The organism is Mycolicibacterium sarraceniae (assembly GCF_010731875.1).
Lineage (GTDB): Bacteria > Actinomycetota > Actinomycetes > Mycobacteriales > Mycobacteriaceae > Mycobacterium > Mycobacterium sarraceniae.
In genome coordinates, this window is sequence record NZ_AP022595.1 from 2,866,268 (window position 1) to 2,880,137 (window position 13,870).

Here is a 13,870-nt window from a genome sequence, read left to right on the forward strand (position 1 = left end):
TCCGCGAGACTCAACTGGCGAAGTGCGCTCCGTTGACGTGCGCGGCGACCCGCAGAGCGTTGGCTGCGACCGTCAAGCTCGGATTCAGCCCGGCGCTGGACGGAAAGAACGACGCGTCCACCACATAGAGGTTCTCCACCTCGTGCGCCCGGTTATTCCCATCCAGCACACTCGATTTGGGGTCAACGCCGAAGCGGACCGTACCACAGACGTGACCAAGGGTGGTGTTGCTCTCGCCCGTCCGCAGAGTGAGGGTTCGATATGGCGACAGGACCTCGTTCAACCGTCCTAGGAATGTCGTGCGCCGCGCGGCTTCGTTCAGGTGCACCCGATAGCTCAACCGCAGCCGCTGGCGCCCGTCGACGCCGGAGCGATCGGATTGCAGTACCCGGTTGTCCAGGTAGGGGAGGTCTTCCATGATCGAGGCCAGCACCAAACCGCCGGAGAAGAAGCGTTCATAGACCGGACGGGCCGCCGGGCTCACCAAGCTCAGCGCCTTGGGCAGCCAGCCAGGCTGGTTGGTCAACATCTCCATCGGCGCCAGCTTGGCCATCGCGCCCGCTGACTGCACGGTGCCGTACTTCTGTCCCTCGAAGAAGTAGAAGTCGTTGAGTCCCACTTCCTTATTCTCTTCGGCGATCCTGCAGCCGCGCTCCGGCCAGACTTCGATCCAATCGAGTAGGTGGCGCATCAGGTTGCGGCCCACCATGTCTGAGCCGTTGGCTAGGCCGCCTGGCCAGTGCCCGGATCGGGAGTTCAGGAGTAGCAGTGGGGTGGCCAGTGCGCCGGCGGCTAGCACCACTACTTTGCCCTTCAGGGCCAGTGTGCCGCTGGGGTGTTCGCAGATGACCTGTCGGACCTGGGTGTGGTCGGCGTCCAGGCGTACTACCCGGCACTGGGTGAGCAGGCTCGCGCCGTGCTCGGTGATGGCGGGTAGTACTCCGTTGCGGGCGCCGTCGTTCTTACATGACCGCGCGCACAGAAACGCCTGACACGTGCCGCAGTCGTCGACGTAGTCGCAGGCCATCGGTAGGTGGTAGGGGTGGAGTCCGCGGGTGATGAGGTAGTCGACTAGGGGTTGGTTGTCGGCTGAAAACGGTGGTGCGGCGGGTAGGTTGACGTCGGTTGACTCGGGGCGCAGCGGGTCGGGCTGGCCGCGCACTCCTAGTAGTTTTTCGGCTTGTGCGTACCAGGGGCTGAGCTGTTCGTAGCTGATGGGCCAGGCCTCGGGCACGGTGGATTCGCCGGGATGGGCGAAGTTTTGCCGGGGGGTGAAATCTTGTGCGAAGAACCGTTCGCAGACCATGCCGTACAGGGCCGAGGACCCGCCTGTGCCGCTACCGATGAATGGTATGAACTTCTTGGTGGAACGGCCGCTGATGTCCTCGATCTCGTCGGTGGACCGGCCGGCTCGTTCCAGGGCGTCGAGATAGGCGGCCTTGGACCTTGCCGCCTGAGGCTCAGCCAATTCGGCCATAGCCGAGCGGATTGTTCCCGGTGCTCCGGGCAGGGTTGAGCGACCCTTCTCGACGAACAGCACCGTGCGGCCCGATCGGGCCAGCGAGCGGCCCAGCAAGCCGCCACCCATGCCGGCGCCGACAACGATCACATCCCACTCAACGCGCTCTGCCTCGCGCGGGTCCAGTTCGCCGTCAACCAAAGTCGAGCTCCACAGCAGAGACGGAGGCTATTAGGTTCAAACGCGTCCACGCGTATCTATGAGCCTGGCGATAGAAGCCCAATCGTTCGTGAAGCGATTGAGCATCTCGTCCTTGCGGCCGTCGAGTACCGAGATGTCGAGGGCGAGAAACTCTTCGAGGATCTCGTCGATGTTGTCGGAGAGGACACGGGATTGCGGATCGAGGTTTTGCACGATCCCGAGTCCCGTTGGGCGAGTGCCGATCACATTGACTGAGAGATCTGGCCGGTACTTCTTCAACATCAGGATCAGGCGCCAGATGTCTCCACTCCAAAATCGCGACGACCGCTCACGCGCTGCGCTGGTCGGATCGATCGGATACACGTCATGAATCAGGACGGTGGTATCCGGGGTGCTGTATTTCTCGACATTGATGAAATCACGAAGCGCGAACTCGACCTGATGCATCCCGTCGATGAAGGCGAGGTCGATGGTCTTGCCGCCAAGTTCGGCGAGCACATCGTTTTGGTCGAAAAAATCATCGCTGGTCTGTGCGAAGACTCGGTGGTTGGGTCCCAGCGGCTTCTGCAACTGTGGGTTGGGATCGATTCCCACCGCTAACGTTTCTGGACGGACGATGTCGAAGGAATGGCCCTTATCGATTCCGATTTCCAGGTAAGTGTCCGGCCTCAGGTGTTGATGCATTCGGGCCATGATCTGAAGGTAATCTTCACCAGGAAACTCCAGTTGAGCGAGCATTTCGTGTGCTCGCAGATGTGCCATGGAGTAGTGCTTGTCCGGGGTTCGCAGAGCCGCATAACAAAGCTCGGCCGCGTGGTCGCGCCGCCCTAGAACTCGCTGGATCAGCGCCAGATTGATCAAACGTCGTGCAGTGGGCTGGGTAGATACCATCGATCCCTTACCGTGGGTCGCAGTTCCGTCCGCCTGCTTTGGGTCTGCTGCCGGAACCTATTGAGTGATGTTGACTGACGCGCGTGACACAGTACCTCCGAAGATGACTCGTTGAGTAGCGATTACCGCAACCCGCGATCCCCACCGACCCGTACTTGCTGAATGGCTGAACTGCTCGCCGGCACGCGGAGGAGAAGTAATAATGACCCACCGATGCTCCTGATCCGGAGTATGCGGACAGTAGTTGTAAGGACAGATTCTGCGATGAAGTTTGTGCTGACTGCGTACGGAAGTCGCGGCGACGTTGAGCCCGCGGTTGTTGTCGGTCGCGAGTTGCTGGCCCGGGGGCATGACGTGCAGATGGCTGTTCCGCCAAATCTGGTGAAGCTAGCGGAAAAGGTCGGGATCGAGGCAATCCCATATGGACTGGACTCGCAGGCTCTCTTCGAGACGCAGCGTCGGTACTGGACGTGTTTTTTTCGCAACCCCTGGCGGATGAAGGAGTTGGACAGGTTGGGGCGAGACATCGGGGACTTCCTGGCCCGCTGTTGGACGGAAGAGACCACTAGGGCCCTGAGGTCCCTGGCCGAAGGGGCTGACCTGGTGATCGCCGGGGTGGGCTTCGAGCAATTCGCCGCCAACGTCGCCGAGTTTTACGGCATACCACTGGCGACTTTGCATTACTTTCCGTTGCGGGCCAACGGTCAGGTGTTGCCACTTCTCCCGGCCCCGTTGGGCCGGCGAGCGTTGACGGCCTACGAACGGCTGTCCTGGAGCGGTCCGATAAAGGAGGCCGAGGACGCTCAGCGGCGTGAACTCGGTCTCGCGAAGGCAACGTGCCCGTGGCCCGAACGGATCGCTGATCGCGGCGCTCTGGAGATCCAGGCATATGACGAGTTGGTATTTCCCGGGGTGGCGGCCGAGTGGGCGAAGTGGGGTAGCCAACGTCCTTTCGTCGGCATGTTGACGCTGGGGTTGCAGACGGACGTCGATGAGGAAGTTTCGGCGTGGATCGCTGAGGGAACGCCGCCGATCTTCTTCGGCTTCGGCAGCATCTCGGTCGGATCGGCCGCTGACACACTCGTGATGATCAGCGCCGCCTGCGCAGAGTTAGGCGAACGAGCGCTCGTGTGCTCCGGGTGGACTGACTTCGGTGATCTTCCGCAGTTCGATCATGTCAAGGTCGTGCCCGCGGTGAATTACGCAACGATCTTTCCGCAGTGCCGTGCTGTCGTTCACCACGGCGGCGCGGGTAGCGTGGCTGCCGGACTTCGCGCTGGAATGCCCACCTTGATCCTTTGGACGTTTCCTGATCAGCCGGTCTCCGGGACCGCCATCAAGCGATTGCACGTGGGTACCGCGCGGCGCTTTTCCACCACCACGCGCAAGACACTGGTCGGCGATCTGCGCCGTGTACTGGCCCCCGAATATGCTGCCCGGGCCGGTGGTATTGCTGCGCGCATGAGTACACCTGCCCAGAGTGCCGCGGCAGCTACCGACCTTGTCGAGGATTTTGCGGGCCTGCAGCGGGTTGGCTGAACCTGCTGGGTTGGCCTCAGGTCAGGCCCAGGATGGCGGCGAGTTCCTTGTCGTGACGGTGCCGTTGGAAACGCGTGGCCGAGGCCACCGCGCCGTCGGCGAGTTTGCGCCGCAGTTCTTCGTCGGATTCGAGCGACATCAGGTTGGCGGCCAGGGTGTTCGCGTCCCCAGCAGGGCTGAGGAGTCCGTTGACGCCGTGATCAATGATCTCGGGAGTGCCGCCCGAATCGGTGCCGCAGACAGGTAGCCCGGCTCGCATGGCCTCGACGGTGACGCGGCCGAACGCTTCTCTTTGGCTGCACATCAGGCCGACATGGGCTGCGGACCAATAAGCGCCGACATCGTTGGTCGGCCCGTTGATGGTCACCAAGTCGTCGACGCCCAGGCGTCGAGCGAGCTTGCGCAACGGTTTTTCGCTTCCGGCGCCGACGAGCGTGAGTTCGATGTCGACACCGGCCTTTCGTGCAGCAGCGACCGCCTCGATGGCCAGAGGCTGACCTTTACCGGTGGAGAAGTAGCCGATAAGCACCGCACGCAAGCGTTGGTCTGGGCGCCGCGTTGGCGGTGTGCGGAGGGGGGTTTCGACGATCGGGTAGACCACTTCGGTCTTCATCGTCGGATTCACCGCGAGCAGCGCGTTCTCGACTGCGTGTGAATTGCATATCGCGGTTTCTGACAGCCGGCCGATCAAGCGGACGGTTCTGCGATATCCCAACAGGAACCAAAGGTGGTGGTCATCTCTCCCGAACTCGCGGACTACCCAGTAATGAGGGATGCCGAGCAGTTTGGCGGCGATCGCATGTGCGGGAATGGTCATCGTGTTACTGAGCACCATCGCCGGTCGTAATCGGGCCAACAGCAGCACTGCCCGAACGATGCCTGGAATGAGAATCATGCTGTAGGGAAGGGTGCCGATCAGTGCGTGCGGGTCAACTCGTTGGATTCGCCACCACTTGCCAAATGCCCACCACGGTGTCAATGCGACGACGGTGCGGAAGCCTTGTCCGGCGCACGCGTCTGCGACGTCGCCCTTCTGGGGGAGGACGGCGATCACCTCTAGGTCAGGCCGCTCGTCTCGAATCGCCACGAGCATGTCGCGAAACCCGACGATGCCGCCGCCGCCGAAGTTGCTCACGTTCGAGACCACCACTACCCGGGAGAGTGCGCTGGATCTGGCTGAAATCTTGGTCGTGCCAGGCTGATTTGCCAGGCGGCGCACGGCATCGACGGCGAACATTGCGCAGAGTGTATGCGAGGAGGGGACTTGACCCCATGTGTTGGACACGCTCAATCCCGGGATGTTCCTGGGGGAAGCGAGATGATCCAACGCGATGGCAAGGAAAAACTATCCCGATGAGTTCAAGCGTGACGCGGTCGCGCTTTACCGGGACACCGAGGGTGCGACGATCACGGTGATCGCCGCCGAGCTCGGTGTCAGTGAGGCGACACTGTCGGCGTGGTGCAAGGCGGCCGGGGTGTCGATCCGGCGCTGTCGGTCGGCCTCGGCGGCGGCAGCGAGCCCGGGTTGCGAGACTGCGGAGCAGGAGCTGGCCCGGCTGCGGGCTGAGAACAAGGCGTTACGCGCCACGCAGGCCCGGTTGTCCACCGAGCGGGACATTCTGCGGTCGGCGGCGAAATATTTCGCCGGGGAGAGGAACTGGTGAGCCGCTTCCAGTTCGTCGCCGACCACCTGCACGCCTTCGAGGTGAAGTGGCTGTGTGCGCTCGTGGAGGTCGCACGTTCGTCGTTCTACGCATGGCTGGCCGGTGCTGACGGCCGCGCGGCGCGTGAGGCCGCTGACCAGGTGCTGGCCGAGCGGATCCGGGTGGTGCACGACGAGGACAACACCTACGGGGCACCGCGGATCACCGCCGAGCTCAACGACGGCGTGCCCGACGGTGAGCGGGTCAACCACAAGCGGGTGGCCCGGGTGATGCGCAGCCACGGGATCGCCGGCTACCGGCGCCGCCGGCGTGTGAAAACCACGGTGGCTGATCCGGCCGACCAGAAGGTCCCCGACCTGCTCAACAGGGACTTCACCGCCACGCAGATCAACACCCGCTATGTCGGGGACATCACCTACCTGCCGTTGGCCACCGGCGGCAACCTGTACCTGGCCACGGTGATCGACTGCTGCTCGCGGCGGGTCGCGGGTGGGCGATCGCCGAGCACATGCGCACCGAACTCGTCGCCGACGCCCTGCACGCCGCTACCGCCCTACGGGGCAGCCTGGCCGGTGCTGTGTTCCATGCCGATCACGGAAGTCAACACACCTCAAAGGATTTCGCACGACTCTGCAAAGCTCTTGGAGTTACCCAGTCGATGGGTGGTGTGGGGTCAAGTGCCGATAACGCGCTCGCGGAATCGTTCAACGCCACCCTCAAGCGTGAGGTCCTGCAAGACCGGTCCTGCTGGCCCGACGCGGCGAGTTTGGCGCCGCGAGGTGTTCGGCTGGCTGGCCCGCTATAACACCAAACGACGGCACTCCCGATGCCGTCATTCCAGCCCCGCGACCTACGAAAGGAACCTAACGATCACTACGCTGCCCGAAGCCGCCTAACCACAAATCCCGTGTCCACTGCATGGGGGCAAGGCCCGACTAGCTGCGGAGGGACTGTAATTCTGATTGACGCTCGGGTGTTACCGTCTCGGGTGTTGGTTTGCTCAGCTAACAATGGTGGCGGGAAGGGTTGGACTTACGTGGCGTTGCGCCGAGCTGTGATGGCTGTGTCAGCCCTAGTGGTCGCTGCGGTCGTCGGCGTCGCGTCGACACTGTCCGTGTGCTTCGCAGCGGCCGCAGCCACGACAGTCCTTGCTATGGGTCGCACTGGCAAACCTCTTTCGACTCCACCGAATTCGATTGAGTACGTCGCGCAGTTCACGAGGGCGGCGGTGGACGGTTACGTGTCGCCCTCATCCACCGCAAAAAGTCCGACCGGCATTCCGGTAGGTCCATATAACGGCGTTGCAGTGATCACGCCTGAACGCAGTACGAGCATTTCCGAGTCGATCGCTGAAGGCGTTCTCGCGCTCCATGGCTGCATCACATCCACGGTCTGCGGCTACAACGAGAATATTGGGTCGGTGGCACCGAGTCCGTCCGATACGTTCGTGGTCTTCGGGTATTCGCAGAGTGCCGAAATCGCCATGACCGAGAAGCGCAATTTGGCAGCCCAGTTCGCGGCTGGGGAGGGCCCAAACATTTCATTCGTGGTGGTCGGCGACCCGACGAGGCCTAATGGTGGATTGAGCGTGCGCGATCCTGCCGGAATAGTGACCTTTCTTCTTACCGGGCAACGCACCGAGCAGACACCCGTGCCATCGCCCACCGACACGCAATATTCGACAGTCGATACCGCATTGCAGTATGACGGCATTGCGGACGAACCATTGAATCCATTGAATCTGCTCGCCGACCTCAACGCGTACGTGGGAATGGTGTTACTTCACCCGACCTACGCAAATCGCAGCCTTAACGAGCCAGGAGTCATTGACCAGGGCAAGTATGGCGACACCTCTTACTACTTGATTTCAACGCCTGTGCTGCCCCTGCTGGTTCCACTGCAACAGGTGCCGATTGTGGGGCCTGTCCTGGCTGACGTGTTGGACGCTCCACTGCGTGTGCTCGTGGAGGCGGGTTACAACAGGTCGATAAGCCCCGGAAAACCGACTGCGTTCGATCCGCTGTACATGCCCAACCCGGTCGCCCTCGCGGTGAATCTCCTCGTGGCGATCCCGACTGGTTTGGACAACGGGCTACAGGACATGTTTGGGGTTCGCCCGTTCGGCACTCAGCGGCCTGGACCGTACGGGGTCGGCGGCCCCGCCGCGGTGTATCTCAACGATGGGGATGCTGCTGGCGCGGTATCGCCCGACACGTCGTCGCCGGCCGCGACCAGCCAGTCGACCTCACGAGCAGCGGCACGTCGTGTGTCACGTGGGGTCGGTGACCCTGCGCCACAAGGTGATTCGGATGCCGCTTCTCCCCAGGCGAAGGACGTGCCACGTCGTGCGGACGGCGGTTCTACCGCTGGCGTGTCCTCCCACCGACCGTTGAGCCGATCTGCCACAGCGGATTCGGCGAAGACGCCCGGGCACAGTGCCGATCGATCGTCGGCGGCCCGACGTGCCGCACGCTCGTCCCACTAGACGGTATGGGGAGGCCCCAGCCTCCCCATACCGTCTAGTCGTTGCGGTAACGCCAAGATGGATCTGACAAATGCGCTACGGTGGCGCGATGGCTGATGCAAAGATGATCACGCTACCCGAGACGGCGCTGTTGACGTTGTGGAACCGCGCCAACGAAGCACGCCGACCCGGCGGCATCATCGACGATCCGATGGCGATCCAGCTCCTCGACTCGATTGATCACGACTTCAGCAAGTTCATCCTCTCTGGTCGCCAGGACATCGCGCAACGCGCGCTCGCGTTCGACGCCCCCGCTCGCCGTTATCTTTCCGACCATCCGGAAGCCGTCGTGGTGGCCCTCGGCGAAGGCTTGCAGACCAGCTTCTGGCGCCTGGACGCAGCCGGTGTGGGTCACCAATTCCGTTGGCTGACTGTGGATCTGCCCCCGATCATCGAGCTTCGAGAACGACTGCTGCCAGCCTCGCCCCGGATCGCGGCATCCGCCCAGTCAGTGCTGGACTTCAGCTGGATGGACCAGGTAGACGCGGGCGGTGGGGTGTTCATCACCGCCGAGGGTCTCTTGCCTTATCTGCAACCTGATGAAGCGCTCGGTGTAATCAGAGAATGCGCCCGCCGCTTCCCTGGTGGCCGAATGATCTTCGACTTGCCGTCGAGGTTTCAGGCCTGTCTGGCACGCCACCGGATCTGGACTGCGCTACGGGGCGGATGGCCACGGACCCCATTCAGTCTCTCCGCGCGGGAGATTGATGACTTACCCACCACTGTGCCGGGGGTTCAGTCCGTGCGCAGGCTAGCGCCCCCACGCGGCGGCCCGGCACTGGACCAGCTACTGTGGCCGACGGTTGCGGCCCTACCGCTGCTGGAGTTCGGAGCTTAACCGAAGTGCGCTCCGTTGACGTGCGCGGCGACCCGCAGAGCGTTGGCTGCGACCGTCAAGCTCGGATTCAGCCCGGCGCTGGACGGAAAGAATGACGTGTCCACCACATAGAGGTTCTCCACCTCGTGCGCTCGGTTGTTCGGGTCCAGCACGCTGGTCATGGGATCTGCGCCAAAGCGAACCGTGCCACAGACGTGGCCAAGGTTCGAATTATCTTTGCCGCTTCCCAGGCTGAGTGTGCGGAACGGAGCGAAAACATCTTTCAGCTGTCGTAAAAACGTTGTGCGCCGGCTGATTTCGCTGGCGTGCAACCGGTACTGCATCCGTACCCGCTGACGGCCGCTGCTGCCGCTCCGCTCGGCTGGCAGAATGCGGTTGTTCAGGTAGGGAAGGTCTTCTGTCATCGCGGCGAGCACCAGGCCACCGGTCAATATCCGCTCATAGAGCTGACGCACCACGGGACTCATCTGCCGTAGCCCTTTGCCGCGCAACCCAGGTCGGTTGGTCATCCATTCCATCGGCGGCAACGCGCCGAACGACTGCACGGTGCCGTACTTCTGTCCCTCGAAGAAGTAGAAGTCGTTGAGCCCGATCTCCTTGTTGGGGGCGGCGATTCTGCGGCCGCGCTCCGGCCAGACTTCGATCGGATCGAGTAGGTGGCGCATCAGGTTGCGGCCCACCATGTCTGAGCCGTTGGCTAGGCCGCCTGGCCAGTGCCCGGATCGGGAGTTCAGGAGTAGCAGTGGGGTGGCCAGTGCGCCGGCGGCTAGCACCACTACTTTGCCCTTCAGGGCCAGTGTGCCGCTGGGGTGTTCGCAGATGACCTGTCGGACCTGGGTGTGGTCGGCGTCCAGGCGTACTACCCGGCACTGGGTGAGCAGGCTCGCGCCGTGCTCGGTGATGGCGGGTAGTACTCCGTTGCGGGCGCCGTCGTTCTTACATGACCGCGCGCACAGGAAGGTCTGACACGTGCCGCAGTCGTCGACGTAGTCGCAGGCCATCGGTAGGTGGTAGGGGTGGAGTCCGCGGGTGGTGAGGTAGTCGACTAGGGGTTGGTTGTCGGCTGAAAACGGTGGTGCGGCGGGTAGGTTGACGTCGGTTGACTCGGGGCGCAGCGGGTCGGGCTGGCCGCGCACTCCTAGTAGTTTTTCGGCTTGTGCGTACCAGGGGCTGAGCTGTTCGTAGCTGATGGGCCAGGCCTCGGGCACGGTGGATTCGCCGGGATGGGCGAAGTTTTGCCGGGGGGTGAAATCTTGTGCGAAGAACCGTTCGCAGACCATGCCGTACAGGGCCGAGGACCCGCCTGTGCCGCTACCGATGAATGGTATGAACTTCTTGGCGCGCCACCCGCTGATGTCCTCGATCTCGTCGGTGGACCGGCCGGCCCGGGCAAGAGCGTCGTAGTAGTCCCGTTCGGACCTCGCTGCCCACGGCTCGGCGAGTTCCGGGATGGCCGCGCGGATTGTTCCCGGTGCTCCGGGCAGGGTTGAGCGACCCTTCTCGACGAACAGCACCGTGCGGCCCGATCGGGCCAGCGAGCGGCCCAGCAAGCCGCCACCCATGCCGGCACCGACAACGATCACATCCCACTCAACGCGCTCTGCCTCGCGCGGGTCCAGTTCGCCGTCAGCCAAATCAAGCTCCTCAGCAATGATGCGATGGCCCCAAACATGGCCTGCTCGGACGAAGCGGGATCGTATCATCTGGGGTGCTATCGCCTCGGCCGCAATGCAATTGCCAAACGCGCTACCGGCTGTCGCGAAACCAGTTAATAATGTTCGGTGCTGTCGGCGTCGCCGCGGCATTGACGGAAGGCGTTTCGGCCCGCCATGAGACTGGTGCTGACAAGCTACGGCGGTCGCGGTGATGTTGAGCCCGCGGTTGTCGTCGGGCGCGAGTTGCAGCGCCGTGGCCATGACGTGCTCATGACCGTGCCGCCCAACCTGATTGGCTTCGCGGAGAGCGCCGGGCTGGAGGCGGTCGCCTACGGGCTGGATTCGCAGCCGATCTTGGATCTGCAGCGCGAGTACTTCGCGTGTTACTCGCGCACCCCTTGGAAAATCTCGGAGCTCTCACGGATGGGGCGCGAGACCAACGAGTTCGCCATTCAGTGCTGGGCGGAGATGACCAGGACACTGAAGTCGGTGGCTGACGGGGCTGACCTGATGCTCACAGGCCTCATCTTTGAACAGCCGACTGCGAACGTCGCTGAGTATTACGACATTCCATTGGTTACGCTGCATTACTTCCCAGTGCGTGCTCACGGCCAGCTGATGCGGTTGGTGCCGGCGGCGTTGAGCCGAATGGGGATGACCGCGAACGACTGGCTGGCCTGGCGGGGCACCAAAGGCGGCGAGAACCGGCAGCGCCGCGAGTTAGGCTTGGCGAACGCCACCAGCCCTGCGCCGCACCGAATCGCCACGCGGGGCTCACTAGAAATCCAAGCCTATGACCGGGTGTGCTTTCCCGGGCTGGCGTCCGAATGGGCGAAGTGGGGTACCCACCGGCCCTTCGTCGGCGCATTGGCGATGGCGTCGCCTACCGAAACCGATGCCGAGGCTGCCTCATGGACTGCTGCGGGAACGCCGCCCATTTTCTTCGGGTTCGGCAGCGTCCCGCTGCGATCGCCCGCAGAGACTCTCGCCATGATTGCGGGGGCTTGCGCCCGGTTGGGGGAGCGGGCCTTGGTGGGCGCCGGTGGGACAGACTTCAGCAATGGGCCGCAGTTCGAGCACGTCAAAATCGTGGGTCAGGTGAACTATGCGGCGATCTTCCCGGACTGCCGTGCCATCGTTCATCATGGCGGCTCAGGTACCGTGGCCGCGTGTCTGCGGGCAGGGGTCCCTCAATTAATTCTGTGGACTTTGCCCGATCAGCCCTTTTTCGCGGCTCAGCTGAGACGACTCAAAGTGGGCGCTGGCCGGCGGTTTGCGACAACAACCGAGAATTCGCTGGTTACCGACCTGCACCGCGTTCTCGCTCCGCAATACCGCGCCAGGGCGCGCGAGCTCGCCAGCCAAGTGACCCGTCCCGTCGACAGTGCAGCGCTCGCCGCCGATTACGTCGAGCAATTCGCACGCACGTCCACTTCGCGTCGGCGGCCGAATTAGAAGGGCTATCACTCAGGATGACAGTCGTCCGGGGCTGTCATCGATCGTGCCGGCCACTGCCTGCGGAAGTCGTCGACGGCCACTGCAACCTAGTCTAGAACTTTGCTAGCAATGAGCGGCCTGGGTGAATGGCGGAAATTTCGGTATTCGGGTTTGTGAGGCGGGATTGATTTAAACTGCGCGGGCAGGTTGCCGGGGTTGAACTACGGGTCCCCTTGGTGGACCGGAAGCTTACGGCGATTGAAGACAAGGAACCCCATGGCGAGGAGCGCGTTCGGGCGCAGCGACGCTGAGATCGACTTGTTGGTCCGCGGTATGCGGTCGGGCATCGCAGTGGTCGGTTTCGGCTATATCGGTACGGTGATCGGTGCCGTGCTGGCCGATCGGGGCTGGCCGGTTACAGGCATCGATGTTCGCCAGAGCGTCGTCGATGACATCAACGTCGGCAAGACCTCCATCGCGGAACCGGGGCTGGGCGAGCTGGTGGCCGAGACCGTCCGCATCGGGCGGCTTCGCGCGACTACCGACTTCGGCGCCATCGTGGACAACGACTTTGTCATCGTGAATGTCGGCACCCCCCTGGGGCCGGACTATGAGCCGATCGTCGACGACATCAAGGACGCCGCATGGGCCCTCGGCGAGCATTTGCAGCCCGGCCACGTGGTGATTCTGAAGAGCACGGTGCCGCCGGGTACCACCGAGACTCTCGTCCGGCCGATTCTGGAAGAGGCGTCCGGGCTGCGGGCCGGGGTCGATTTCGGGTTGGCATTTTGCCCGGAGCGGCTAGCCGAAGGGCAGGCCGTTCACGAGCTGACGTCGATCCCGGTCGTTGTGGGTGCGGTGGATGAGCGCAGCGCTCGGGCTTGTGCCACATTGTGGCGTCACGCGCTTGGCGTGGATTCGGTTATCGTCGACGATCCGCGGATTGCCGAGATGGTCAAACTCGCCGATAACATGTGGGTGGATCTCAACATCGCGATGGCGAACGAGCTGGCCAAGGTGTGCGACAAGCTTGAGATCGACGCCTTGCAAGTGATCAGTGCGGCCAACACCATGCCCAAGGGCGGCAGCCCGGTCAATATCCTTCGACCGAGTATGGGGGTGGGCGGCTACTGCCTGACCAAGGATCCGTGGTTCGTCAACCACCTCGGTGAGTCGCTGGGTCTACACCTGGAAATTCCGCGGACGTCGCGCACCGTCAACGACACCATGCCGGCCTACACCTACGGGCTGCTCACGCAGCTGCTCGCTGATCAGGGCAAGACAATCGAGAACAGCAAGATCGCCGTGCTGGGCATCGCGTTCAAAAACAACACCGGCGATTGTCGCCTGACGCCCACCAAGTATGTCGTCGACCTGCTCGAGGAGTCCGGTTGCCAACTGTCGGTTCATGATCCGTGGGTGGCCGGGGAGGAGGCCGAGACGGTCACGAAGATCCCGTTGACGCCGGACATCGAGACGGCAGTCAAGGACGCCGATGCTCTGGTAGTCCTCGCTGGGCATCGCGAGTTCCACCACGTCTTGCTTGGCCGCCTCGCGGAACTGACCGCTGCCGGGTGCGTATTTCTCGACGGCCGCAACAGCTTCGATCCTGCGGCAGCGCGTGCCGCAGGATTCGTTTACAAGGGCATCGGCCGATAAGGC

General features: G+C 63.0%; 9 protein-coding genes and 1 pseudogene. 6 read left to right on the plus strand and 4 right to left on the minus strand.

Going from position 1 to position 13,870, the window contains the following annotated elements; genetic code table 11:
- Positions 1-10: 10 nt before the first annotated feature.
- Complete coding sequence (locus G6N13_RS14345; RefSeq protein WP_235677765.1) at positions 11-1,660, minus strand: GMC oxidoreductase; 1,650 nt, start codon at positions 1,658-1,660, stop codon at positions 11-13.
- 36 nt (positions 1,661-1,696) lie between these two features.
- Entirely contained in the window at positions 1,697-2,521 is an 825-nt protein-coding gene (locus G6N13_RS14350) for a class I SAM-dependent methyltransferase (protein WP_163698000.1), read from the minus strand.
- Positions 2,522-2,815: 294 nt separating this feature from the next.
- Between G6N13_RS14350 and G6N13_RS14355 the strand changes: the two genes are divergently transcribed.
- Complete coding sequence (locus G6N13_RS14355) at positions 2,816-4,090, plus strand: glycosyltransferase (RefSeq protein WP_163698002.1); 1,275 nt, start codon at positions 2,816-2,818, stop codon at positions 4,088-4,090.
- A gap of 16 nt (positions 4,091-4,106) precedes the next feature.
- On the opposite strand, the gene G6N13_RS14360 is transcribed toward G6N13_RS14355, so the two are convergent.
- Positions 4,107-4,955, minus strand: a complete 849-nt coding sequence (locus G6N13_RS14360; protein WP_163698004.1) for a glycosyltransferase family 4 protein — start codon at positions 4,953-4,955, stop codon at positions 4,107-4,109.
- Positions 4,956-5,421: 466 nt separating this feature from the next.
- Here G6N13_RS14360 and G6N13_RS14365 point away from each other — a divergent pair.
- From G6N13_RS14365 to G6N13_RS14375, 3 genes and pseudogenes are all read left to right on the plus strand, one after another.
- Positions 5,422-6,650 (plus strand): annotated as a pseudogene (locus G6N13_RS14365) (IS3 family transposase).
- Between the two features lie 257 nt (positions 6,651-6,907).
- Positions 6,908-8,239 carry a PE-PPE domain-containing protein gene (locus G6N13_RS14370; RefSeq protein ID WP_163698006.1) on the plus strand — a complete coding sequence of 444 codons (1,332 nt, stop codon included), beginning with the start codon at positions 6,908-6,910 and terminating at the stop codon, positions 8,237-8,239.
- A gap of 88 nt (positions 8,240-8,327) precedes the next feature.
- Positions 8,328-9,116, plus strand: coding sequence for a class I SAM-dependent methyltransferase (locus G6N13_RS14375; RefSeq protein ID WP_163698008.1), 789 nt, complete (start codon positions 8,328-8,330; stop codon positions 9,114-9,116).
- On the opposite strand, the gene G6N13_RS14380 is transcribed toward G6N13_RS14375, so the two are convergent.
- Positions 9,113-10,750, minus strand: a complete 1,638-nt coding sequence (locus G6N13_RS14380; protein WP_163698010.1) for a GMC oxidoreductase — start codon at positions 10,748-10,750, stop codon at positions 9,113-9,115. The genes G6N13_RS14375 and G6N13_RS14380 overlap by 4 nt on opposite strands.
- A 195-nt stretch (positions 10,751-10,945) precedes the next feature.
- Between G6N13_RS14380 and G6N13_RS14385 the strand changes: the two genes are divergently transcribed.
- Entirely contained in the window at positions 10,946-12,226 is a 1,281-nt protein-coding gene (locus tag G6N13_RS14385) for a glycosyltransferase (RefSeq protein ID WP_163698012.1), read from the plus strand.
- A 258-nt stretch (positions 12,227-12,484) separates the two neighbouring features.
- Entirely contained in the window at positions 12,485-13,867 is a 1,383-nt protein-coding gene (locus G6N13_RS14390) for a nucleotide sugar dehydrogenase (protein ID WP_163698014.1), read from the plus strand.
- Positions 13,868-13,870 lie beyond the last annotated feature (3 nt).